This window comes from Pseudoalteromonas sp. S3178, from assembly GCF_005886985.1.
GTDB classification, from domain to species: Bacteria; Pseudomonadota; Gammaproteobacteria; order Enterobacterales; family Alteromonadaceae; genus Pseudoalteromonas; species Pseudoalteromonas carrageenovora.
Map to the genome: position 1 here is coordinate 33,351 of NZ_PNCW01000022.1, position 24,181 is coordinate 57,531.

Genomic DNA, 24,181 nt, shown 5'->3' on the forward strand with positions numbered 1-24,181 from the left:
CAATTTAAAAGCTTCGCTTTTCGCGCGAGTAGGCTTTACGCCTACGCTGTATGTTGCAGGCTCTGGTATTTAATTACAGACCTCAAGAAAGCTCTCGTTAAAACCCCGAGAATATTTATAAGCGCAGTAAACCAAAGAGTAAATATTACTCTTTGGTTTTCATGTTTTTAGCACGTTCTTCTGCGTCTATCAGTGCTTGTGATTTAGGGGCGCGTTTTTTCTCTTCTATTTTGGGCTTTTCGCTTGAGTTTGGATCCCAGCTTTCATCAAGTGATAGGTTTGCGAATGGATTGCTGCTATCTGCCTTTTTAGGCTCTGGTGCTGGCTCTGTTTTTGAAGGAGCTGGTTCTGGCTCATCGATTGGTGGCGCAATGTTTTTAGGTTTAGTTTCAGGTTCAACTTTAACTGCTGCTTTTTTAGGTGCTGTTTTTTTACCTGGAAGTGGTGCGCTTGGGTCAAATGTACGTACTTCCGGCTCTTTAAAGTCGTGCTCGGTGGCAAGCGATGTAGCCTCATTGTTTGCTGTTTTATTTGGTGTATGTAAGTCGGCAACAGGCTCGCTGGGGGTCATTGGCTCTGGCGTGTTTTGTGTTTGCTCTACTATATTGTGCTCAGTTTCTGTGTGGGTAGGCTCTGTAACTTGAGTGCCGTGATTACGTTTTCTTTTTACTGGTTTTGCGTCAGGATCAAACTCACGTACTTGTGGTTCGCTAAATTCATCGGCGCTTTTTATTCGCTCTAACGTGGTTTTGGCTGCGGCTTCAAACTCGGCGGTATTAGGCTCTGGTTTTTGTTTAGCATCGCTAAAAGTAGCGCTGGGTTCATCAGTTGCCTGAGCGCTTTGAAGCGCGATAGCAACGGGTTGTTCAGTGGTTTTAATGGCTTCATTGCTTATTAGTTGCTCATTTGGCTGCTGAGCCACGTCCTGAGTTTCGCTTTGTGTATTTGGTAAATTAGCCTGCTCAGCTTTTACTTCTTCAAGTGCTGGTTTATTTGGCTCTGTGCTTTGGGTTGAAGGTGCTTTATGTTGTTTTTTAATAAGCGCAGCTGCAGTCGTACTTTCGGTATTTACTTGCTCAGCGGCAGGCTCTCGTTGTTTAGTCTTTTTAGCTGCGCTTTGCTCACTTTTAGCATTTTTAACTAAATCGGCTGCGCCCATAACTGGCTCGGTTTTTTGTTGCTTAGCGCGGCGTATACGCACTAATACCATTGCGCCAATTAGCATCACAATAACAATAATTAAGGTAGGTAATAGCAGCGAGCTTGAGCTTTGGTTTGCCGGTGGTGGTGTAACTATTGGTGCTGGTTTGCTTGGTACTTTTATAGGCGCCGTGTTTTCAGGTGCTGTGTTTACCGGCTCTACTTTTGGTTGTTTAACTGGCAGTACGGCAGGGGTTTGGCTTTCATCTGTATTGTTATTAATTGTGTTTTGCGCTGCGCTTTGCTCATTTTCGGTTTGTGTTTGTGGCTGATCATTAGCTGTATTTACATCGATGGTTATTACATCGTTTGTGTTTAGCTGCTCATTTATTTGCTGTTTTTGCTCGTCTGTTAAATTAAGTGTTTCTTCGTTTATGTTATTAGCAGGTGCGACGGTAGGCTCAACTACAGGTGCGGGCTCTACAATTACAGGCTGTGGCTGAGTAACTATAGGTGTTGGCTCTGGCTCTATTATTTGCGGCTTAGGCTGGGTTTGAACTTGTTTTGGCTTATTACAATTATTTTTGTAGTCGCGCGCGGCTTTTCGATATTGTCGGCTGGCTTTATTATTGCTGTTTTGCTGCATCTCTTGTTTTATTAAAATGCACATAGCCTCGTTGTAAGCAGCGCTTTGTGCGCTATAAAAAAGGGCAAAACATAGAGTAAGTCTAACTAATTTTATGATCATAAAGTAACAGCGCTTAAATATTAATAGTTTGATTTTAAGCGCAAAATTAAAAATTATCTAGGGGGTGCGCGACTTAGTCGATCACCATTAGGCTGCGGTATTCATCATATGCAAATTGATCGGTCATGCCGCTTATGTAATCTTGAATTAACCTACAGCGATAATAAAACTCGTACGCTGCAAAGTGGTCAGGCTCTTCTTGCATGGCATCTATTGCATGTTGGTAACTGTTTAGGTGTTTTTTAGAGAGCTTTTTAACTAAACGCGACTCTATTAACAAGCGTGAGTCGCCATTAAGTGCTCGCCTAAAATCGTCGCTTGTTAATTGCAGCAAAGGTTTATAACAATCAAGCAGGCCGTTAATTATTCTATAGCCTTGTAGCTCTAGTTTTTCTACCTCTTTATTAGAAAAAACATGCTCAAGCGCTACTTGTTTAAGCGTTTTAGTTACGGCGTGTAAGTGGCTTCTGTCTTCTAAAAGGGCTTGGTTAAAGTCGCCATGGTAGATAGGCTCTATATGTTCAATAAAGCGTTTTGCCGCATGATTCACCAGCGGGTGGAGCAGTGCTACGCGCAGATATATAAAAAATTCGCTATTAAAGTTATACGGCTGAGCCTGTGCGCGATCGAGAGCGTAATCTACCGCTTTATCTACAAAAGACAGATGCTCAGCATCGTCTATGGTTAGGTTTATAAGCGTTTTTTTATATTGGCTTTTAAGTGCTTGGCACAATAGCTCGGTGCTTATTATGTCTTTTTCTACCGCGTCTTCTATGTCGGCTAGGCAATACGAAATATCGTCGGCGGCTTCCATTATATAACTTGCAGGGTGGCGGCAATACGGCTCAATGGTTAGCTCGTTTTGAAGCGCTTCTACAAACGCTTTTTCGCTGTAGTAGTAACCTACTTTTTTCATTAAGTAGTTTTTGTTTTGCGGTATGTCTTTTACATCAAGCCCTGCTGGGCGAGTGTATTTTAAAATACCCGCGCTTTGGCTGTAGGTTAAATTAAGGGTTTGCAGCGAATGAATTATGCGTATGCCTTGTGCGTTACCTTCAAAATTACAAATATCGAGTGCAAGGTGTTTAAAAATAACGCCTATGCCGGTGTTTGGCTCTTTACAGCGCGTTGGTGTAACACTTGCTAAATTATTATTAAACCAGTGATTTATTGCAGCTTCGCCAAAATGCCCAAACGGTGGATTGCCTATATCGTGCATTAGGCAGGCCATTTCTACTAGGCTTTCGAGCGGGCGCTCTAGCCCTTTTAAGCCAAACTCGGTTTGTTGCTCAAAGCTTAAATTAGCAAAAATGCGCTGCACTATAAAACGGCCCACTTGTTGTACTTCGAGTGAGTGAGTTAACCGCGAGCGCACCGCTGCGTTTCGCTCTAGCGGAAAAACCTGGGTTTTTTGCTGCAACCGACGAATAGCTGCACTGTTAATTATACGACCGCGATCGCTTTCCATCGCCATTTGTAAATTTGCAGTCGTGCGATACATGCGCGCTGGGGTTATTTTTTTACTAAAGTCGATAGTCATCGGAGTCCTTGCTTAGTGGTGACGACTGGCAAAGTAAATGCGCGTTGTCATTCGTTTTTAATACTTGCTTGTTAATATATACATCTAGACGTGTTAGGTACAGGTGCTTGTATCATTTAAGGCCCGGCAATTGTATTATAAAGCTATATTTTTCAGTATTTAACGCATTTTAATGTAGGCGAGTATTTGTAATGAAGTATGTATTTGTAAAGGCGATGATGTTGGCTCTTTTAGTGTTAACCAGCCAAGCGGCATATGCGGCAAAAGAGCAAACAGTGGTGCTGGTATCAATAGATGGCCTGCGTTGGGATTACATAGAAAAACACGGCGCGCCTAATTTAAAAGCAATGGGTGAGCGCGGTGTAAGGGCTAAAAAGCTTATTCCGGTTTACCCAACTAAAACGTTTCCTAATCATATTTCTATAATTACGGGTTTGTTGCCTGTTAACCATGGCATTGTAGATAATAACTTTTGTGATAAAGCCCGCAAAAACGAGTGTTACAGTATGGGTAAAGGCATGCGCGATAGCACGTGGGTAAGTGGTATTCCACTTTGGAATTTAGCAAAAATGCAGGGGCTAAAATCGGCGACTTATTTTTGGCCTGAGTCGGATGCGCGCTTTAATGGCATGACGCCCGACTATTACTTTCATTACTCTAAATACAGCGAATACCAAGGCCGTGTTGATCAAATAATACAGTGGCTAAGCTTACCTAAAGCACAGCGCCCACGTTTTGTAGCGAGTTATTTTTCGCTTGTTGATAGCATGGGGCATGAGTTTGGGCCCGACGCACCGCAAACTCGCGATGCGGTAAAGCAATTAGACGATTTAATGGGCCAATTACAAACCCGACTAAGCAAGTTAGAGCAAGACGTTAATTTAGTTATTGTGTCGGACCACGGTATGGCGCAGGTAAACCCTGAGCAAAGTATTGATATTTCAACGTTGCCAAAAGACGATAACTTTTTAGTTAAAAACACCGGCCCTCGCTTATTAATTTATACGCAGCCAGATGCTAAAAATGCAGATGTTGAAGGCTACAAAGCACGTTTACAAAAGGCGTCAAACGGTCGTTATACAGTATTAAGTGACGAGCAGTTAGCTGGGTATCATTATAATAAGGGCACTCGGGTGGGCGATATTGTAGTGCAAACTACAGCACCGGCGGTATTTATCAATTCAGATAAAGCAATGTATTTAGGCACGCACGGCTATGCCTATACCGATGATATGGCGGCATCATTTGTAGCGGTTGGCCCTGCATTTAAGCAAGGTGTAACGCTTGAAAAAGTAAGTAACCTTGATATTTACCCGGTACTTGCAAAAGTAATGGGGCTTAAGCTTTTAAATAAAGTAGATGGCGACGGTAAAACGTTAATGCCGGCTATTAAACAACAAATAGTAGTACATTAATTAGCTGCGCACTTTTAGGCTTTTAACTTGCTAAATTTGTTAATGACTAATAGTGCTGCTAAATCCGTTTTCATCACTTTGTAGGGTAAGCGTAAAGTGGTGGCGATCACATATAGCTTTTACAGTGGCAAGGCCTAATCCAAAGCCATCTTTTTGCCTTGCTAGGTCGCTTCTGTAAAAGCGTTTGGTTAGCTGCGTTAATTGCTGCTTATTAACACCTTTCCCATTATCGCTAATTTTTATACTGCTTTTAGAAAGCGTTATTGTAATTTTAGCGCCGTTACCTGCATATTTTATGGCGTTTTGTAGCAAGTTATAACACGCTTGAAACAACAAGTTTTTGTCGCCTTCAAAAATAAGATCGTGGTTTTTATGCAGTATTATATGCTGCTGGTTTTGCTCTGCTGTGGGTTCAAGAATATCTATTATGTCGCTAATAAGAGTTAAGGCATTAACTGGCTCTAACTTTAGCGGAAATTGTCCATGTTCTAAACGTGTTAGCTTTAACATGGCATCAAAGGTGTGTAATACGCTTTCTAGCTGTTCTATTGCTATGCCTAGACTTGGTTGTTTAATGGCTTCGCTTTCTAAATGTAGGCGCAAGCGGGTAAGCGGTGTTTTTAAATCGTGAGCAATGTTGTCGGTTATGCCTTGTACAAGGGCAAAGTTTTCTTCAATACTTTGTAGCATGGTATTAATGTGTTTAGCCAAAGTAACAAACTCATCGCCTTTTTGCTTATGTACTACTCGCGCCGATAAATCGCCTTTTTGTACTTGCTCTGCCACGTTATTAAAATAATTTACGCGGCGTAAATGTCGTCTAGCAAATATATAACCAAATACACATGTGAGCATTAAACTAAGTAAACATGCCCATGTCGCAATGGTTTTAAACTCTGTAATTAAGCGGCTTAAATGCTCAGTTGCTGTAGCAATAACTACGTTGCCGTGTTGTGTGTTTACAATGCCTGTGGTTAGTAAGCGTATTTGGCCGCGCTGCGTATCGAGTACCGGAAACTCAACGGTTTTGGGCAATTTGGGTATATCGTTTGGAAAAAAGCTCAACCCTTGGCTTTGTGTTTTGTCGTTTTGCCAAAATATTAAAATATCGCCTTCGTTTCTAAAAACATTAAGTTGCTTAAAAAACGAAGCTTTATCAAATTTGTTTGCCAGCCCTTCTATACGTACTTGCTCGGCGTTTAATCGCCTTTCTACTTGGCGTGTTTGCTCACCAAGTAATAACTGGTAAATAAGTACAATAGATAAAACCAGTACCACAGAGGTAATAGTCGCAAAGGCGAGCGTTAAGCGCCAAACCGAGCTTACCCGTGGGTTAAATTGCCACCATAATGAGCGCTTACTATTCATTGGCGTGCGCTTTTTGTAAGCGGTAGCCTACACCTCGTATAGTTTCAATGTGTACATGGGCGTTATGTTGTAAAAGTTTTTTACGAAGCCTAGCAATGTGTACATCAATTACGTTGGTGCCAGGGTCAAAATGGTACTCCCACACTGATTCAAACAATAAGGTACGAGTAACTAATTTACTTTGATGCTCTAGCAAAAAGTGCAATAACTTAAATTCTTTTGGTTGTAAGTTTAGTGCTTGCCCGTTTACTTGTGCTTTATAGTGGCGAAAATCTAGGCTTACGTTTTCAAACTCTACGGTGGTTGTTTTTTGCGCTGATTGCGAAGGGCGTTTTATAAGCTTTTCTACTCTTATTGCAAGCTCCGAAAACGCAAACGGCTTGGTAAGGTAATCATCCCCACCGGCTTTTAAACCAGCGACTCTTTCGTCTACTTTATCAAGTGCTGAAAGTATAAGTACGGGAGTGTTTTTACCTGTTGCTCTAAGTGCAGCAAGCACTTGTAATCCATCAAGTTTGGGCAGCATACGATCAAGTATTATTATGTCGTGTTCTTCGCAGGTAGCCATAAGCAATGCTTGTTGGCCGTCGGCTGCGGTATCTACGGTGTAGCCTTGTTCGTTAAATGCTTTATACAAAAAATCTCTATTTTGTTTGTCATCTTCGACTAAAAGCAGCTTCATTAATTACCCCAACGCAGCAAAGGTAAGTTTTTACCTGTGGCTAAATCAATGGCTTTTTTGTGCCTGCCTTTTTCTGTAATAAAGGTAGCAACTAGGTAGGTTATGCCAATATCTTGCTCTAATTGCGACTCTAATAAGTAATACGGTGGCGCTGGGCTTATTGATTTTACAAGTTGATGCATGCGGTAGTTTTTTTGCTTCATTAATTTGGCTGCGGCTACTTCGTCTTCTTCGTCAAGTTCTGGCTGCTCGTATTCTTGTTCAATTACTTTACCGTGCGCGTTAACGATTAACTCAATAAAGCGTTTATTTTTCTCATCAAATAAGGTTACTTCGTAAAGTGTAATGCCTTTTTCAAACTCAAGTTCAAATTCTACAATCACACCCTGGTTGGCGTACTGAGTTTCTATTTTAGCTAAAATACTCTGAGCCGATGGCTCTTTAGCTGTATTGAGCTTATCAAATATGGCTGAGTTATTAGCTTGGCAAAATGCGCTAACAAAAAGGGCTGCGCTTAATAAAATATATTTCATAAATAGGCTCTTGTGGCTTGAACGTTATTTTACGCGTTAGCTTATCAAATAAAGGTAAGTCTATGTTTAAATTTAATAGGGCATGTTACCGCTGTAAGTAAACAGGCCCTTTGCTAAACTAAGTTAAGCTAAACGTAACGTACAATATTTAATCGTCTAGTACACAGGATCTTACTTGGTTTGTGTTTACCCACTGGCACTCAAGCTCTACGTATTGGTCTGTAAATTGCGATAGGGTGCTATCTTCACTTACATAGCCCCAGAGTGTAGCTTGGCTGTTTTCATTTAGTGTCACGTTACCTTTTAAATCTAGCGTGCTGGTGTTGTCCTCAATTTCAACTTCACTAACAAGTGCTTGCTCGCTGTTGTAGGTGCCTTCAAGCTCTAACCATTGCCCGTTTAAAGTTAGTGCAGTTAAGCCATCTTCGTAACGAGTTTGATTAGTAAGCGTAAAGTTATTGCCATTTATAGTGGCGGTGTTGTCGCTAACCGACACTTGCCCTGATACTGAAAACGTATAATTTGTAACTGTTGGCTCGGTGTTATTACTCTCAAACTCAATATTTGTGGCTAACAATTGGTTGTTATTTTGTTGCCACTGAGCGTCTACTTCAACACGTTGGCCGGTAATTAAATTAGTGGCTGTGCCATCTTCAAATTGAGTTTGATTATTAATAGCAACTTGCCATTTAGAGTTGATAGTTATTAGTGTTTCATCGTTATTTACAAAGGTGATGATGCCTTCAAGCTCGGCTTGTGTATCGTTGTTAAAGTCTATACTTTGTTCGGCATCTACTTCTGTAGCTATAACATGCCCTTCATTTAAAGTACCTTCTACTTCTACAAGCTGACCATTACTAAGTGCGCCGTCTACTTCGGCTTGTTGGTAGTTAATTACTAAATTGCCTAAATTAAACGTGCCTGACTGAGTATTTAAATTACTTATATTACCTAGTAACTCAAGTTCTTCTTGTGGGTTATTAATAGCAGCTTGATAAGTAACATTAATGCTATTAGTTGAGTCGCTGTATCCGCTTACTTCAAGTAATTCACCTTGTGTAATATTTGCGTTTTGTACGTTATTTAAGGTGGTGCCTGCAATACTTAGGGTATCGCCATTAATAAATACAGGGCCTTTTAATAGTGGATCGTATTCTATTTCTGTTGCTTGTGTGCCGTTGGTTTCTACTTCAACGTACATACCTACTTTTATGTCTGAAAGGCTGGCGTTGTTGCCATCTAATTCTACCTCGGCAGAGCTTGCGGGCACTGTGTGGCTGTTTATGGTAATTGCGTTACTTGTGACTTCAGATACTTGGCCAATAATTACGCTTGGAAAATTGCTAACATCTGACACTGCATCTGATTCACTGCTAGATGAGCTGCTGCCACATGCACACAACGCAAGTGAAATGGCAGATAAAGAAATGAGATTAACAGTATTTTTAATTGGGGAATTTTTCATAGCTTACTCCTAGTTATTAATATGGAGTAAGTGTACCTATTACCAAATATTGTAAAGGTGGACGCAACATTAAATTTTGTTAATGATTTAAAGTAAAAAAGAGCGCAAATGCGCCCTAAAGGGAATAACAAACTAAGCAGGTTGTATACAGCCTGCTTTAAATCACTTACTTAAAGTTAGCAATACTTGTTTTTGTGTCGGTAACAGTACGAATTGCATATGCTTGGTTAGTTACACCAAAAGCTAAGCCGTTTACTGTCCAATTAGGGTTAGAGAAGTAATCGTATTGCGTTGCACTACCGTAAACATGCGGGTAAGCCATTATACTCGCAAATTCGTTTTGAACGCCGTGGCCCATACCATCAACATATACGCCGCCCGATGTATCGCCTTGCTTACGTGAATGCGCTAGGCCTTGGTTATGACCAAGTTCGTGTACAAACGTAGTTGCGCCACAATCAATAGCGGTAATAGAGTACATACGGTCGCTCATTGAGCTGTATAAATTACCGTTAGTGCCTTGGCCAACCCATGCTAAACCACAAGAAATTAAACCATTGCCAGCACTTTGGCCTGTGCCAAGTACGGCTATCATATCGGCTTTCCAATCGGTGCGTAAGCCATCAACATAGGTGCTGTCGGTAACAGCGTCGAGCCACTCACTAGATGGAGTTATGGCGTAATCGCCTAGGTTTTGTGTGCCCGCTAAGTTAAGTGTAATGTCTACACCATTTTGGCTATAAACTTGGTTGCTAAAAGCAATTAGCTGGTTAATTTTGGTTGTAATATTACTTGTAGCAGCCGCCGATTGATCGGTATATAAAATACCAATATTAATCGTTTCTGCTTGAGCAACACTTGCTGCACATAACGATGCAGCTATTACGCTTGCTGAGATTACTTTTTTCATTGTTGTATTTCCTTACTTTTGTAGTGGTTTTAATTTGTTAAGTTTTCATCTTTTTTAGGTGCAAATACATCAACTCCTTTTTGTGTATTTGGCGAAAGCGAACTTGTGTCGTGTTCAATATGGCTTTTGTATAAATCGCGCTTAGCGGCTATCCAGCCATATTTACCTTTACTTTCAAAAACGTAATTACCATTAGGGGTCGTAAATTGCCCGTATACAGCGTCTTTACCTACGGTTAAAACGGTATTGTGCATGTGCCCATCTATACCTGTTACTTGGCCAAAAATACTTTTATCGCCATTGCTGGCTTCACTCACGCTTGTAATTTCTGCTGTGTAGGTTTCTGCAGATTGCGGAATCGCTAAATCAAAGTTATCACCCATTTTTAGTGCTTTTAGTGTTGGTAAATCAAACTCTATATAGGCTTCGTTGTTTAAATCGGTTGGTAGAACTTTGGCATTTTTAAGTATTGCTTTTGCATCATCCGACAGCTTATTTATGGCATCAAAGTGCTCGGGTATTGAGGTTTTTGCAGGCTCAATATTTTTAACTGTTATTGGATCTTTGCTCATATCAATTGGTTGAGGTGCTTTTTGATTCGTCGCAAATTTAGAGTTCACAGGCACTACGTCAATAGCAATTGGGGCGATAGGTTTTGCTGCTTTTTTGGGAGTATTTAAAAATGAATAAATAGCATATGCCGATAAAGGAATGGCAATAATTAAGGCAACATAACGTTTCATTTGTTTCTCTTATGGGGTTTAAGGTTAATTTGTTGTTATGTTTTATAGTATAAAATAGTTTAGATCAAGCTTATAAATGTAATCATAAAGTGGTAAGAGGTGTTTTTGTAACTCATTGTAAAAAAGATCTTTACCTATATTGGGACTGCTAAATGTAAATTTATGTATTGGTTTCTTACAATGTTTATGCACCCTGCAGGGCTGTTTTTAGGTACTTAATTTGTTTTTATAATTACAATTATGAGTGCGCTTTTTAAGCGTTAAAAAAAGTTTAACTATGCGTGAAAATTTTTCATTGGCCATAGCGTAATAGCCAATTGCAAAGCACTAACATGCAAAGTATGTTGTTTGCTGTAAAAATGAAGTATGAGGGATTTATGAAGGTATCTGATCAGTTGCTTAACCGAATTACAGCAGGGCTTGTAGCTGTAATTATTGGTTTTTCGAGTTCAATTGCACTGATTTATCAGGTAGTAATTACTTTAGGGGGCACGCCGGAGTTAGTTGCCAGTTGGATTTTAATGCTGGGTTTAGTAATGGGTATAACCTCTATTGGGTTATCGTATTATTACAAGGTGCCGGTTTTAATTGCGTGGTCTACAACTGGAGCAGCACTGCTTATATCTAGTGCGCAGGGATATACTTTAGGTGAGGCCATTGGCGCGTTTATGCTCAGCGCGTTGCTGGTTTTTTTGTCGGGTATTACTGGTTGGTTTGAAAAAATAATGAACCGTATACCTAGCGAGCTGGCCTGTGCGATGCTGGCAGGCGTACTGGTTACTTTTGGTATTGATGTGTTTAATTTTATGAACGACATGCCTCTAGTAATTGGCTTAATGGTGCTTATGTACTTTATTGGCAAACGTTTTTTTGCATGCTTTGCAATGTTAAGCGTAGTTATTGTAGGTGTAGTGCTTGCTTGGCAAATAGGGCATATAGATACCAGCGCACTGCATTGGAAAATAAGCGAATTTGCTTATATTGAACCCGTTTTTCATCTTCAAGCTTGTATTAGTATTGGCCTACCGCTTTATATAGTAACCATGACATCGCAAAACTTACCCGGCATAGCGGTATTAAAAGCGCATAAATATAAAGCGCCAATTTCGGCATCTTTAAACGTTACAGGTTTTGTAAATTTACTAACCGCCCCATTTGGTGCTTATTCAATTAATTTAGCCGCGATAACCGCTGCAATTTGCATGAGCGATGAAGCCGACAAAAACCACGATAAACGTTATTGGGCAAGTATTGCTGCCGGTGTATTTTATATTTTAATGGCGCTGAGCGCCGCTACGCTAGTTGGGCTAGTAGCTAGTTTACCTCAAGCTCTAATTTTAGCTTTAGCGGGTATTGCATTATTTGGCACCATTGCCAATAGTTTACAACAAGCACTTAATGGCAGTGAATATACAGAAGCCGCCATAGTCACGTTTTTGGTTACTGCATCTGATTTAACCATGCTGTCGGTTGGCTCCGCCTTTTGGGGAATTATTGCAGGCGTTTGTACGGTAATGATCACCCGAAAAGATTAGATGATTTAGTTTCGGTGCTATGTATTTCTTGGGCGTATTTATTAAGTGAAATAGTTTGAGTTGCTTGTATTCATGTTATGAAAAACTACGAGCTGCGCTCGTCACGCCAGCAAGCTGCGCGTCCAAAAGCATGAGCTAACCGCGTAGCAGCGAGTTTACCTCGTGCTTGTATTACATTCTTTCGCGGCATAAAGACTCTGCTACTCATGAATTACACCACAGAGGACACAGAGGCGCTTCGCGCTACACAGAGAAAATACAGGTATAGGTTAATGGCTTCTCCTGTTCTCCTCCTTTACTTCTCTATGGTTAATTTGGCCTGTAGACGTGTAGTCTGATCGCGCAAAATATTAGCTATGATATTTAATAAAAGCTTATCTTTAAAATTAAAAAAGCGGTGTTAAATTTAACACCGCTTTTATAGCCGAACTATGTATCACTCATGCTTTAAAGCATAGGTTTGATCACATCAAATATGGCATCAATATGATCGTCTCTGTCGTTTAAAGCGGCTATGTAGCGGTATTTTTCGCCGCCGGCATTTTCGAATATTTCACGGTTTTCTTCTTCTAGCTCTTCAAGTGTTTCTAGGCAGTCGGCACTAAAAGCTGGGCTTATAATAGCTACATCGGTGATGTTTTCATCTGGTAAGGCTGCAAGTGTTGCATCTGTGTAGGGTTTTAACCATTCAGCTTTACCAAAGCGGCTTTGAAAAGTACTTATAACTTTGTCTTTATCTATGCCTAGCTTTTCAACAACTAAACGTGTGGTTTGCAAACATAAGCAGTGGTAAGGGTCGCCTCTGTCTAAAAACAGTTTAGGCATGCCGTGGTACGAAAAAACCAGCTTTTGTGGCATACCGTTTTTTTCTAAATCTTCACTTATGCTATTAGCAAGCGACTCGATATAACGGGTATTTTTGTGATAACCATTTACAAAGTGCAGCTCTGGCACCCAGCGCCATTTGCGCAGTACATTAGACACCGCGTCAAATGTTGAACCCGTTGTTGGGCTTGAATACTGAGGATACATTGGCAAAATGATAATACGCGTTAAGCCTTTATCGCGTAACTCCTCAAGCCCTGCCTCTATAGAAGGATTACCGTAGCGCATAGCCATAACCACTTCGGTGTTTGCATAACCTTGCTCTTTTAATAAGGTGTTTAACTTAAGACTTTGCTGGCGAGTTATGTGGGTAAGCGGCGAGCCGTTTTCGGTCCATATACTTTCGTATAATTTTGCAGAACGCTTAGGGCGTATGCGCAAAATTATGCCATGTAAAATAACCATCCATACTAGGCGAGGAATTTCTACAATACGAGGGTCAGATAAAAACTCACGTAAATATGTACGTAGTGCTGCAGGCGTTGGCGCATCGGGGCTGCCTAAGTTAGTAAGTAAAATCCCCGTTTTTTGATTAAAACGCCCGTCGTGGGGATTGTCAGTAACAGCAGAAAATCGCGACACGGTGTGCTCCTTCAAGCAAAGTTAGTTAAATAAGCAAAATTTTAGGTTATGCAATGTATACTTAGCCACATTGTAACGAAAAAAACTGCGGTTTAGATCAATCATTTAGCGCTTTTAACCATTATTCTAAATGGTGCTGGTTTTTTAGCTTCGAGCTGTTGTAGTTTTTCAATTGATTTTGGGCTAAACACATGTCCTTTAGGGAGTAACATTATGCCTGTATGGTTATGCAGTGCGTGGCCTAGCACCATGTTCTCTTTAAGCTCACTTGCTTTACAAATTTGTATAGAACCTGCGCTACTTAATTTTTCGTTTAATTTTGCATGGCTAGCTTCAAGTGCACGTACAATTTTTGGGTGATAAAATGAGCCACTGTAAAGTTTTACGCTTTCAAGAGCCTGTTCGTGGCGCTGCTTGTCGTCACTTATATTGCATTGCTCAAACGCATCCCAATAATCGCGCGCCACACCTAACACCATAGCACCTATTGGAATATCGTTTCCGGCAAGGCCTTTGGGTAATCCGTTTCCGTTAAAGCGCTCAAACTGATGGTAAATAGCATCCGATACATCGTGTAAATGTATAGCAGGCATAAGCATTAGCTGTGCTGTACTTGGATGGGTGTAAAATGTTTTACGTTGTTGCTCAGTTAAAGAGTTTACTGGTTTTTTGTAGAGCTCGGGATCCATTGCGAGTAAGCCTATTTGCGCTAAATAGCCTGCCATGGGGGCAAGGTCGATACTTTTTTGTGATAGGTTTAAATAAAGCGCTATTTGCGTGCAGGTATTGGCAATATTTTGTGCTTTATTGCCATCTAAGTAAGGGTTCGCATTAATAAAATTATAAAGTAGCTCTACGGTTGCTTTATGCTCGTGTTTTTCTCGCTCGTTGGCCGCCTCTAGTTGTTTTAGCACTTTTTTAATTTGTAGCGTTCGCTTTTCTACGTTTTGCTCTAATGTGTTATTTAGCTCTAGTAACTCTTGGTTTTGTGCTTTAACTTGCTGCTCTAGCTTTTTATTTTGTTTTTTTAGGGCAAACTTTTCAAGGCTGTCTTTAATACTACGAAGTAGTAAATCGTTCTGCCATGGCTTTTGAATATACCCATTTATTTGCCCTTGGTTTACTGCTGCAAGCGTGGTTTCTATGTCGGCATAGCCAGTTAAAAGTATACGTTGGGTGTCGGGGGCAATAGCGCGTGCTTTTTCTAAAAACTCAGCGCCATTCATCTCTGGCATGCGCATATCACTAATAATTAAACCAAACTCATGGTTTTTAAAAAGCGAAAGCGCGGTTTGTGGGTTATCACACACTATAACTGATAGATCATTTACTTTAAGTAAGCGTGTTAATGAACGCAGTACAATTTCGTCATCATCAATGCAAAGCACATCAACGTGGTTAATAGGTGTATTGGGTGTTGTTTGTGTCATGGTTCACCTTGAAATTACGACTGGTTAAATAATAGCTTAAAAATAATGTTAGAGCGTATTTATCTCTAAATAGAAATTGTGTTTTTAATATTCCTATTTTGATGGCTTATTACCTGCAAATTATTGATTACTCCCATAATCTAGTTGCAAATTTACAAACTGGCGACTAAACGTTAGGTATAAGCGTTATATTTAAATGGACAAGATGAATGAAAGGATCAGGTAGCGATTTTGAGCTCGCCTTCTTAAATGAGCAAAAGCTTCGCTTAGCAGCAGAACAACTTCTAAAAGATAAAAGCGATGTACTCGTTGCTATAAATAATGAACTGCAAAAAAAAGTGGCCGATTTAGAGCGTCAGCAAGCATTGTTTGTACAAACAGAAAAAATGGCCACACTAGGCACCCTGAGTGCAGGCATTGCCCATGAAATAAATAATCCACTCGCCTATGCAACAAGCAATATGGAAAGTATTCAGCATGCAATTCCTTTATTGGTTACTCTTTTAAAGCTTAACGAGCAATACCTTAATACCGAAATTAAAGAAACACACTTTAAACACGAGCTCGATATACTTAATTTACAATACCCTTATGCATGGCTTTATAACAATTTACCAGGGCAAGTAAATGATAGTGTAGAGGGGCTTAAGCGCATTAAACAAATTGTGCATAATCTATTAGATTTTGCCCACCCAACCTTTCAACAAGACGAGCAATTAACCGATATAACTGTAGCTGCAAATAACGCGTTAAAATTGCTTAGTAATAAACTTAAGTTATGTGAAATAAAAACGCGTTTTGAATCTTTACCACTCATTTGGTGCAATTTGTCGTCAATTAATCAAATTTTTGTCAACTTACTAATGAATGCTTGGCAAGCTTGTGAATACAATTTAGAAAAAGGCTGCATAATTGAGGTGAATTTGTACGAAGCCGATTCTAATATTTGCATTGAAATAAAAGACAACGGCTGTGGCATGAGCGAGCACACAATAGAGCATATTTTTGACCCTTTTTACACAACTAAAGAAGTAGGGAAAGGGACGGGCATGGGTATGACACTTGTATACGCTATGATGCGCGATCACGGAGGGAAAATAGAAATTAACAGCGTATTAGAGACAGGTACGACCATACGATGCCTATTTCCTTTAAAAACATCATTAGATTAATAAAACCACAGTGTAAGTAATGTGTTAACTACAATGGTTATTGAAAAGTAATGCCTTATTAGTGTGTATATTAACCAGTTTAACGTGGTTTTATTCGCTCTTTAGAATTATTTGCATACTTACACCAAAAAATTAGTTTTTTTCATTTCTTTTTGTTTGTATATGTTGCTAGGATGTTTGCACTAAGCGACGGATAACACCGCTTTAACAAATTCAACAGAACACACAAAACAGGGTCGTCACTATGTCAACATACCGTTTAAATACATTGGCTGCTGCCGTTGCGTTTGCAGTTAGCGCACCAAGCATTGTAAGTGCACAAGAAGCGCCTGTTCAGGCACAGCAAAACATAGAACAAATATCTGTATTAGGGTCGCGCGTTTCTAACCGTACCTCAACTGAGTCTTCGTCACCTATAGATTTAATAGACGCAGATGATTTAAATAAAGGCGGATTCACAGAGTTAGGGCAAAGCCTGCAAGCAACAGCGCCTTCGTTTAACTTTTCGCGTACACAGGTATCTGATGGCTCTGATTTATTTAGACCTGCCACGCTTCGTGGTTTACAGCCTGATCAAACGTTAGTTTTAGTAAATGGTAAACGTCGTCATAATCAATCTATTTTTGGTCTTAACGGCACTGTAGGTGCGGGTGCTGCCGGTACCGATATGAACGCGATTCCGCTTACTGCACTTAAAGGTGTAGAAGTATTACGTGATGGCGCAGCAGCGCAGTACGGCTCAGATGCAATTGCGGGCGTAATTAACTTATCACTTAATAATTCAACGGGTGTAACCACTGGTTACGTTCAGTACGGTGGCACCAGTGAAGGTGACGGCGATACGCTTTCTGCAGGTTTGAATCGTGGTTTTGATTTAGGCAACGAAGGCGGTTTTATTAACTTATCACTTGAATACCGCGATGCTGATGGTACAAACAGAGCTGAGCGTGATACCGGTGGTTCGTTAAATGTGGAACCAGGCACGCTAAGCGAAGACGTACGTTGGAGCCAAGGTAATTCAGAAAGTGAATTTACTTCCTTATTTTACAATATGGCATTACCAATGGGGGAAGGCGAGCTTTACTCGTTTGGTGGCTACTCTGAGCGCACAGCGCTAGGTAATGGTTTTTACCGTAACTTTAACGAAGCGTCTAAAAACGTAACGCAAGTTTACAGCGATGGTTTTTTACCGCGTATTTATAACGAAGCACAAGATATATCTCTAGCAGTAGGCTTTAAAGGCGATATTAATCCAGATTGGGGCTACGATGTGTCGGCTGTGTATGGTGAAAACGAGTATGATTTTACTTCTCGTAACACGATTAATGCCTCTTATGCCGCTGAATATGTATTTAATAACCCAGATGCAAGCGATGCCGACATAGCAGCAAATGCAGGCCCTAGTGGCGGTTATTCAGGTGGCTTTAGGTTTGATCAAACTACGGTTAATTTAGATGTAAACGGTATTGTAGATATTGGTAGAAGTGAGCCTTTATATGTAACTATTGGTGCAGAATACCGTAAAGAAAACTACGAGATAGTACCAGGCGATGAAGCTTCTTACGCATGTGGCCTTGCAAATACCGATGCTTCGTACCCATCGGTTAACGATCCTGATCAATTTGCAGAATGTGGTTTTCAGGCATATAACGGCCTGCGCCCAGAGGCAACCAATGAGAGCGATCGCAACAGTTACGCGTTTTATGTAGACGTAGAAACTATGATCACTGACGCATGGAACGTAAGTGGTGCGCTGCGCTACGAGGATTTTTCAGATGCGGGTGACGATTTAATTGGTAAATTAGCCACACGTTACGAATTTAATGATGACTTTGCTGTACGTGGTGCGGTATCGACTGGCTTTAGAGCACCTTCGCTTCAACAAAGTGGTTATACAGCATTTACAACTAACCTAGGTTCTGACGGAACACTTACGCAGTCGTTCACTGCAAATACGGGGACTGCTTTTCCTAGTGCATTAGGGGTTGATAGCCTAGAGCTTGAAACATCAACTAACTACAGCGCAGGTTTTGTTTACGATGTAACAAACGAGCTTTCGTTAACGGTTGATTTTTATCGCGTAGAAATTAAAGACCGTATTACCCTTGGTAGTTTACTTTCTGCAGATGATGTTGCCTTTAGCGATGAAGCCGTAGCTGCTTTACAAGCAACAGGCGCAGTGCAAGCTAACTACTTTTCAAACTCTGTAGACTCAACTACGCAAGGTGTTGATATTATTGCATCTTACCGTACAGAGGTTGAAGGCGGAAACTTTGGTGTAACCTTTGCTGGTAACTTAAACGACACTAAAATTGATAACGTAAATGCCGAAGAGGGCATTCCTGAGTCGGTTGCGTTTGATGATTTACAACGTAGCTTTTTTACTGATGGGCAGCCGAGTGAACGTGCAACACTAACGTTTGATTACGAGCGTGATGCTTACACATCAACACTTCGTTTTAACTACTTTGGCGAAACAGACGTTAAGTACTTTGGTAACGACCATATCTCTTTACCAGGTGAGCTTTCGCCAACGGGTTCGTTTAAACCAACAAGCACGGTTGAATCAGCAGTATTAGTGGATTTAAACGTTAGCTACCAAATTAACGAAATATTTAATTTATCAGTGGGCGCCGACAACGTATTTGATGAAACACCAGATGAATTAGGTGACGACGAAGTACTTAATTTTATCACCAATGGTGCGTTTAAATACCCTGTACGCGCATTGCCTTATGGCTTTGATGGGCGCACTTACTATGCAAAAGTAAGCTTTGAATTTTAATTAAAGCTAAAAACTATTTAACCTGAACTCTGGTTAAGAGATATACCAACTTATTTTATTATTCAGAGTTCAGGTTACTCACTAAGCGCAGTTATTTACTGCGCTTTTTTATGTTTATTTATTATGGAAAAAGAGCGTTGTGAAATGATAAAAATACTTGCAAGGTTGAAAATTAGGCATACAATCGCCATTTCTTAAAATAGAAACCCACAGTCAAAATAGGAAATAAAATGGCTAAAAAATCGAGAAAAAAATCCGCAAATAATAGTGCGGTAGACACCGGCCGAGGGGTTATTAATCATAATGCGCTTGCGGCTTTAGCAACCTCTAAAGTGTTTAAACCACAAGTAGTAAAAGCTAAAAAAGGGAAAGGCTCGTTTAAACGCGGTAGCAAACACGTAGGACGAGAGTCTTATTTAATCGCGGCTTAAATAGCACCGATCAAATAAGACTTTTTAAATTACTTTTTGCCCAGCATGCGGGTAAGTGTGTTGTCTTTATCTATAACGTGATGTTTTATAGCGCCCACTATATGTAAGCCTAGCGCAACTAATAGCGCATTAGCTGTTATTCCGTGAACGGTTTTACCTAAATCTGACCAGCTTTCGCTAAATGGCATGCTTCTTTGTGGGTTTTCTGGGTTAGGATTATGCGGAATAATTTCTAGCCCAAACAAGTCTACGCCATGCCCGCCCATACCTGAGGTTATTAATCCTGAAATTGGCATTAATAACATGCTAATTATCAATACGTAATGAATAACTTTAGCGAGTATCATTTCATATTGTGGATGAGTATTAGTGTGTTTTGGCCAGCCATTTATAATGCGCCACGTTACCCTTAATAAAGCAAAAGCAAAGAGTAATACCCCAAACGATTTATGCCAGCTCATAAGAAAAAACGCCTCAAAGTTTTCCATGTAAAGCCTTGAGCCTAATAACCCAATAATAAGTACCGCTACAATCCAATGTAGGCTGATTGTGGTTTTGCTCAGCGTGATAGGTGTATCTTTTATAAGTTTCATACAGTCTATTCCTAACGTTAATACTTAAAAAGCTTTTAATATGTAGTTATACAATTGAACAAACTACATTAATGCAGTTAGCTTAAATTATAGAGGGTTAAAGTAGGGTTAACGAAACAGGCGTAAACAAAATAATTTACCCGGTGTTAATTTGGCCGGTAAGCGTAGAGCTTGCTCACGCGAGGTGCATAGCACCTAATTTATTAAGTGATGTATTCGACAGTGCGAAGCGCTTCTTAACCCCTTTGTAAATAAGTTGGCTTTATTACGAGCTATCGCTCGTCACGCCAGCAAGCTGCGCGTCTACAGGTAATTTAACTGCTGTGTTAATGTTAGCGGTAGGCGTAGAGCTTGCTCACGCGAGATGCGCAGCATCTAATTACTTAAGTGATGTATTCGATAAAGCGAAGCACTTAAAAACCTCTTTGTGTTTTTTTGATCTTTAATACAAAAATGCACAAAGAGAAGAGAGTGAGGAGTAAATGAGCAGCCAAAGTAAATTGGTATAAGTTATTTGTATATCACCACCGAGTACACCGAGGCGCTTCGCGCTACACAGAGAAAACACGCGTAACGTTTAGTCACTTCTCTAGGTATTCTCCTTCGCTTCTCGGTGGTGAAACAATCACTTTATACTTCGGTTAAAGCGTTGCTTTTAAACGCCAGCAAGCTGCGCGTCTACAGAAAATTTAAACGTTATGTTAATTTTGGTGGTAGGCGTAGAGCTTGCTCACGCGAGATGCGTAGCATCTAATAATCTAAGCCACCTTCTTTTAAATTATTTGCTATGGTTTGTGATGGGTTTTCGCCAAATAACTGAGTGTAGTCTTTGGTAAATTGCCCTGCATGCCAAAATCCCCAATTGGCTGCTATGACTGAAATAGGTTTGGTTTGACCGACCAATTTAAGTTCACGCCTGACATTATTAAGGCGGGTTAAGCGCAAAAACCTAAGCGGATTAATACCTAATATACTTTCAAAGCTGTACTGCAAAGTACGTCTACTAACAAAAGTAAGCTCGCAAAGCTCAGTTATAGTAATTGTTTTTTGTGGGTTGGCTGCCACGTACTCTTTAACTTTATCGACCACCGCTTTACGGTGTTTATAACTTGGGGCAATGTTTTGCTGCGGGTTATCGGCTTGCAATAAGTGTAGTGCTAGCATGCTAAGCATATCTTGCTGAGACTCTGGCCTAAGCCCAAAGCCTTTATTTACCACCATACTGTTAATAATTTGCCTTGCCGTTTGCAGTGAGGAGTCACTTACCGACAAACGAGCAGATTGTGCTGATGATAGGTTTTTAATTGTTACGCCTTGTAATTGCGCCATGTACTCAATTGAATGCCAATCAATAACCAAACCGTAAATATCAAATTGCTCTGGCGTAATTAGTTCAAAGTCGCTGTTACTTGTGCGACACATAAATTGATTGCTCGCTACATCAAGGCCATTAATTTTACTTTGTTGTGACTGGCTCGGTATTCCAAGCCAAATAGAGTTAGGCGCTATGTTGCATTGCTGGCGAAGTGAGCGCTCGGTGTATTCTTTAAAAGCATGAATATCGCTGTAATTAACACCTTCTATACAGCCAAAAAAGCTGCCATCGCTTACTTGGTCGTACTTTTGTTGCCACTGAGTGAGGTTATGCGCTTGCTCGTCAATATCGTGCGTATATACCTTGCTCTTTTGTGGTGCGTTGTTGCTGCCTTGCTGCGCCATATAGGTGATGCTCTTTTAAAGTAAATATATTTTTAGTTTAAGTTAGTGCCAAATAAAGGCAGCAACTTACTGAAATAAAATAATAAAACGTGATTTGCCAAAATTCGATAGTCACTTGGTACAAATTAAGCTCCCTTGTGACTATTCAAAATTGATTTATAGCTTATATAAGGCAAGACCTATACCAAGGTTTGTAATATTAGTTATGCGGAGTAAATCATGGGGCATGCGTACAGTTATACGTTAGGAACATATACTTATCAATTCAAGAGTTTAGCGCAGTTAATGGCTAAGGCTACGCCTCAGCGCTCGGGTGATAGGTTAGCGGGAGTGATTGCACAATCGGCGCAAGAACGTGCTGTAGCACAAATGACATTGGCCGAAGTACCGCTTAAAACATTTTTGAATGAAGTACTTATTCCCTACGAACAAGACGAAATTACACGCTTAATAATTGATGAGCACGATACAAACGCATTTTCGCTTATATCGCACTTAACCGTGGGAGATTTTAGAAACTGGCTATTAAGTGATTATGCCACCCCTGCGGTTCTTGCAAGTGTAAGGCAAGCTATTACACCAGAAATGGCCGCTGCGGTGAGCAAAATAATGCGTAATCAGGATCTTATTTTAGTTGCTAAAAAATGCCACGTAAAAAGTGCATTTAGAAATACCATAGGTCTGCCAGGGCATTTATCTACGCGTTTGCAACCAAACCACCCAACTGATGACATAAATGGTATAGCCGCATGTATGCTCGATGGGCTTTTATACGGCAATGGCGATGCGGTTATAGGAATTAACCCTGCCACCGATAACGTAGCTCAAGCCATTAAGCTTATGACGCTAATGGATGATGTTATTCAAAAATACGAAATTCCGACACAAAGCTGCGTGCTTACCCATGTAACTAACACCATAGAGTGCATAGAAGCAGGCGCACCGGTTGATTTAGTTTTTCAGTCTATTGGCGGTACAGAGGCTACAAATTCAAGCTTTGGTTTTAATTTAAATACGTTAGCAGAGGCGCAAGATGCTGCGCTTAGCTTAAAGCGAGGCACGGTTGGCAATAATGTAATGTATTTTGAAACCGGGCAAGGCAGCTCGCTTTCGGCAAATGCGCACCATGGGCTTGATCAACAAACTTGTGAGGCACGTGCTTATGCAGTAGCGCGTAAGTTTAACCCTTTATTAGTTAATACCGTTGTAGGCTTTATTGGTCCTGAGTACTTATTTGATGGCAAAGAAATTACCCGCGCAGGCCTTGAAGATCACTTTTGCGCCAAGCTTTTGGGCATACCTATGGGTTGTGATGTGTGTTACACCAACCACGCCGAGGCCGACCAAAACGATATGGATAACTTACTCACCTTACTAGGTGTGGCGGGTTGCTCGTTTGTTATGGGAATTCCAGGTTCGGACGACATAATGCTTAACTACCAAACGACCTCATTTCATGATGCGCTTTATGTGCGCCGGGTTTTAGGCTCTCGCCCAGCCCCCGAGTTTGAAGCATGGCTAAGTAAGATGAAAATTATGGAAAATACCGCCGAGTCTATTTTATCAAGCACCTTACCAAGCGCATTTGCTAAGCCTTTAAAAGCTGTGCAAGGAGGGATGTGATGAAAGCTGTTGAGCCTATAAAAACAAGCCATCATATAAATAACGGTAAAGTGGTTGAAAACCCATGGAGCGATTTACGCCGCTTTACCGATGCCCGAATTGGCCTTGGCCGAGCGGGTATAAGTTTACCTACAGCTGAAATGCTAGCGTTTCAGTTATCGCATGCTCAGGCGCGCGATGCGGTTAACTTCCCGTTAGATATTAACGAAATGACAAAAACACTCAATGCTATTGATGCGCTTAGCGGTGTAGATAAACCTTTGAGTGTGCAAAGTGAGGCTGTGGATCGGGTTACCTATTTGCAGCGCCCCGATTTAGGCCGAAAGCTAAATGAAGCGGGGCGTACAACGCTTTTAAACACTATGCAAAGTAGGCAAAACAGTACTCAGGCGCAGTACGATTTAGCCATTGTAGTGGTCGATGGGCTTTCGTCTTTAGCGGTACACAAAAATGCTGCGCCGTTTATTAGCGAGCTGCTTAGCCAATTACATAGCAATTCAATGCCTTATAAATTAGCGCCTATAACGCTTGTAGAGCAAGGTCGCGTAGCGATTGGTGATGACATTGGCGAGCTGTTAAACGCACAAGTTGTAATGGTACTCATTGGTGAGCGCCCCGGGCTTAGTTCGCCCGACAGCCTGGGACTTTATTTAACGTGGGAGCCAAAAACGGGGCTTAACGATGCGTGCCGTAATTGTATTTCTAATATTCGCCCTGCAGGGCTTAGTTACTCTGAAGCAGCTCGAAGAGCTGTGTATTTGCTGCAAGAGGCTAAAAAACTCCGGCTTACAGGGGTTAATTTAAAAGACAGAACACAAGACGATGTAATTGAGCACCAGGTTCAAACAACTAATTTTTTAATCGCGGAATAAAACTATAAAA

The 24,181-nt window shown here is 40.7% G+C and carries 19 protein-coding genes; 7 read left to right on the forward strand and 12 right to left on the reverse strand.

Annotated elements, in window-relative coordinates; all coding sequences use genetic code 11:
• Positions 1–145 precede the first annotated feature (145 nt).
• A complete protein-coding gene (locus tag CWC11_RS06075) occupies positions 146–1,888 on the reverse strand; it encodes a cell surface protein (RefSeq protein ID WP_138681967.1) in 1,743 nt (580 codons plus the stop codon).
• 73 nt (positions 1,889–1,961) lie between these two features.
• Positions 1,962–3,428 carry a dGTPase gene (gene dgt, locus CWC11_RS06080; protein ID WP_138681968.1) on the reverse strand — a complete coding sequence of 489 codons (1,467 nt, stop codon included), beginning with the start codon at positions 3,426–3,428 and terminating at the stop codon, positions 1,962–1,964.
• 191 nt (positions 3,429–3,619) lie between these two features.
• Here dgt and CWC11_RS06085 point away from each other — a divergent pair, with 191 nt between their 5' ends.
• Positions 3,620–4,843: an alkaline phosphatase family protein gene (locus CWC11_RS06085; RefSeq protein ID WP_138681969.1), complete on the forward strand. Its 1,224-nt coding sequence runs from the start codon at positions 3,620–3,622 to the stop codon at positions 4,841–4,843.
• A 39-nt stretch (positions 4,844–4,882) separates the two neighbouring features.
• On the opposite strand, the gene CWC11_RS06090 is transcribed toward CWC11_RS06085, so the two are convergent.
• From CWC11_RS06090 to CWC11_RS06115, 6 genes are all read right to left on the reverse strand, one after another.
• The gene (locus CWC11_RS06090; protein WP_138681970.1) at positions 4,883–6,211 is read right to left on the reverse strand and encodes a sensor histidine kinase; all 1,329 of its coding nucleotides are present in this window, start codon (positions 6,209–6,211) and stop codon (positions 4,883–4,885) included.
• Positions 6,204–6,893: a response regulator transcription factor gene (locus CWC11_RS06095; protein ID WP_138681971.1), complete on the reverse strand. Its 690-nt coding sequence runs from the start codon at positions 6,891–6,893 to the stop codon at positions 6,204–6,206. The genes CWC11_RS06090 and CWC11_RS06095 overlap by 8 nt, the downstream gene beginning before the upstream one ends.
• Positions 6,893–7,426, reverse strand: a complete 534-nt coding sequence (locus CWC11_RS06100; protein WP_138681972.1) for a PepSY domain-containing protein — start codon at positions 7,424–7,426, stop codon at positions 6,893–6,895. The genes CWC11_RS06095 and CWC11_RS06100 overlap by 1 nt, the downstream gene beginning before the upstream one ends.
• Before the next feature lie 148 nt (positions 7,427–7,574).
• On the reverse strand, positions 7,575–8,891 hold the full coding sequence (locus tag CWC11_RS06105) for a DUF5666 domain-containing protein (protein ID WP_138681973.1): 1,317 nt from the start codon (positions 8,889–8,891) through the stop codon (positions 7,575–7,577).
• A gap of 166 nt (positions 8,892–9,057) precedes the next feature.
• The gene (locus CWC11_RS06110; protein WP_138681974.1) at positions 9,058–9,801 is read right to left on the reverse strand and encodes a zinc-dependent metalloprotease family protein; all 744 of its coding nucleotides are present in this window, start codon (positions 9,799–9,801) and stop codon (positions 9,058–9,060) included.
• 29 nt (positions 9,802–9,830) lie between these two features.
• Positions 9,831–10,544 (reverse strand): protease inhibitor BamI-like protein, encoded by a 714-nt coding sequence (locus tag CWC11_RS06115; protein ID WP_138681975.1) that lies wholly within the window; start codon positions 10,542–10,544, stop codon positions 9,831–9,833.
• 377 nt (positions 10,545–10,921) lie between these two features.
• Between CWC11_RS06115 and CWC11_RS06120 the strand changes: the two genes are divergently transcribed.
• The gene (locus CWC11_RS06120) at positions 10,922–12,079 is read left to right on the forward strand and encodes a benzoate/H(+) symporter BenE family transporter (protein WP_138681998.1); all 1,158 of its coding nucleotides are present in this window, start codon (positions 10,922–10,924) and stop codon (positions 12,077–12,079) included.
• Positions 12,080–12,526: 447 nt separating this feature from the next.
• On the opposite strand, the gene hemH is transcribed toward CWC11_RS06120, so the two are convergent.
• Positions 12,527–13,546 carry a ferrochelatase gene (hemH, locus tag CWC11_RS06125; protein ID WP_138681976.1) on the reverse strand — a complete coding sequence of 340 codons (1,020 nt, stop codon included), beginning with the start codon at positions 13,544–13,546 and terminating at the stop codon, positions 12,527–12,529.
• A gap of 101 nt (positions 13,547–13,647) precedes the next feature.
• Complete coding sequence (gene nosR, locus CWC11_RS06130) at positions 13,648–14,976, reverse strand: response regulator c-di-GMP phosphodiesterase, NosR family (RefSeq protein WP_138681977.1); 1,329 nt, start codon at positions 14,974–14,976, stop codon at positions 13,648–13,650.
• A 209-nt stretch (positions 14,977–15,185) separates the two neighbouring features.
• Between nosR and CWC11_RS06135 the strand changes: the two genes are divergently transcribed.
• The 3 genes from CWC11_RS06135 (at position 15,186) to arfA (ending at position 19,364) form a co-directional block, all read left to right on the forward strand.
• On the forward strand, positions 15,186–16,148 hold the full coding sequence (locus CWC11_RS06135; RefSeq protein ID WP_138681978.1) for a sensor histidine kinase: 963 nt from the start codon (positions 15,186–15,188) through the stop codon (positions 16,146–16,148).
• A gap of 244 nt (positions 16,149–16,392) precedes the next feature.
• Complete coding sequence (locus CWC11_RS06140; protein WP_138681979.1) at positions 16,393–18,933, forward strand: TonB-dependent receptor plug domain-containing protein; 2,541 nt, start codon at positions 16,393–16,395, stop codon at positions 18,931–18,933.
• 230 nt (positions 18,934–19,163) lie between these two features.
• Positions 19,164–19,364, forward strand: coding sequence for an alternative ribosome rescue factor ArfA (arfA, locus tag CWC11_RS06145; RefSeq protein ID WP_138681980.1), 201 nt, complete (start codon positions 19,164–19,166; stop codon positions 19,362–19,364).
• 29 nt (positions 19,365–19,393) lie between these two features.
• Here arfA and CWC11_RS06150 read toward each other — a convergent pair whose 3' ends face one another.
• Together CWC11_RS06150 and CWC11_RS06155 are read right to left on the reverse strand one after the other, a co-directional pair.
• A complete protein-coding gene (locus CWC11_RS06150) occupies positions 19,394–19,957 on the reverse strand; it encodes a cytochrome b (RefSeq protein ID WP_138681981.1) in 564 nt (187 codons plus the stop codon).
• A 750-nt stretch (positions 19,958–20,707) separates the two neighbouring features.
• Positions 20,708–21,676, reverse strand: a complete 969-nt coding sequence (locus tag CWC11_RS06155; protein WP_138681982.1) for a helix-turn-helix domain-containing protein — start codon at positions 21,674–21,676, stop codon at positions 20,708–20,710.
• A gap of 219 nt (positions 21,677–21,895) precedes the next feature.
• Between CWC11_RS06155 and CWC11_RS06160 the strand changes: the two genes are divergently transcribed.
• Positions 21,896–23,299, forward strand: a complete 1,404-nt coding sequence (locus CWC11_RS06160; RefSeq protein ID WP_138681983.1) for an ethanolamine ammonia-lyase subunit EutB — start codon at positions 21,896–21,898, stop codon at positions 23,297–23,299.
• Positions 23,299–24,171, forward strand: a complete 873-nt coding sequence (gene eutC / locus CWC11_RS06165; protein WP_138681984.1) for an ethanolamine ammonia-lyase subunit EutC — start codon at positions 23,299–23,301, stop codon at positions 24,169–24,171. The genes CWC11_RS06160 and eutC overlap by 1 nt, the downstream gene beginning before the upstream one ends.
• Positions 24,172–24,181 lie beyond the last annotated feature (10 nt).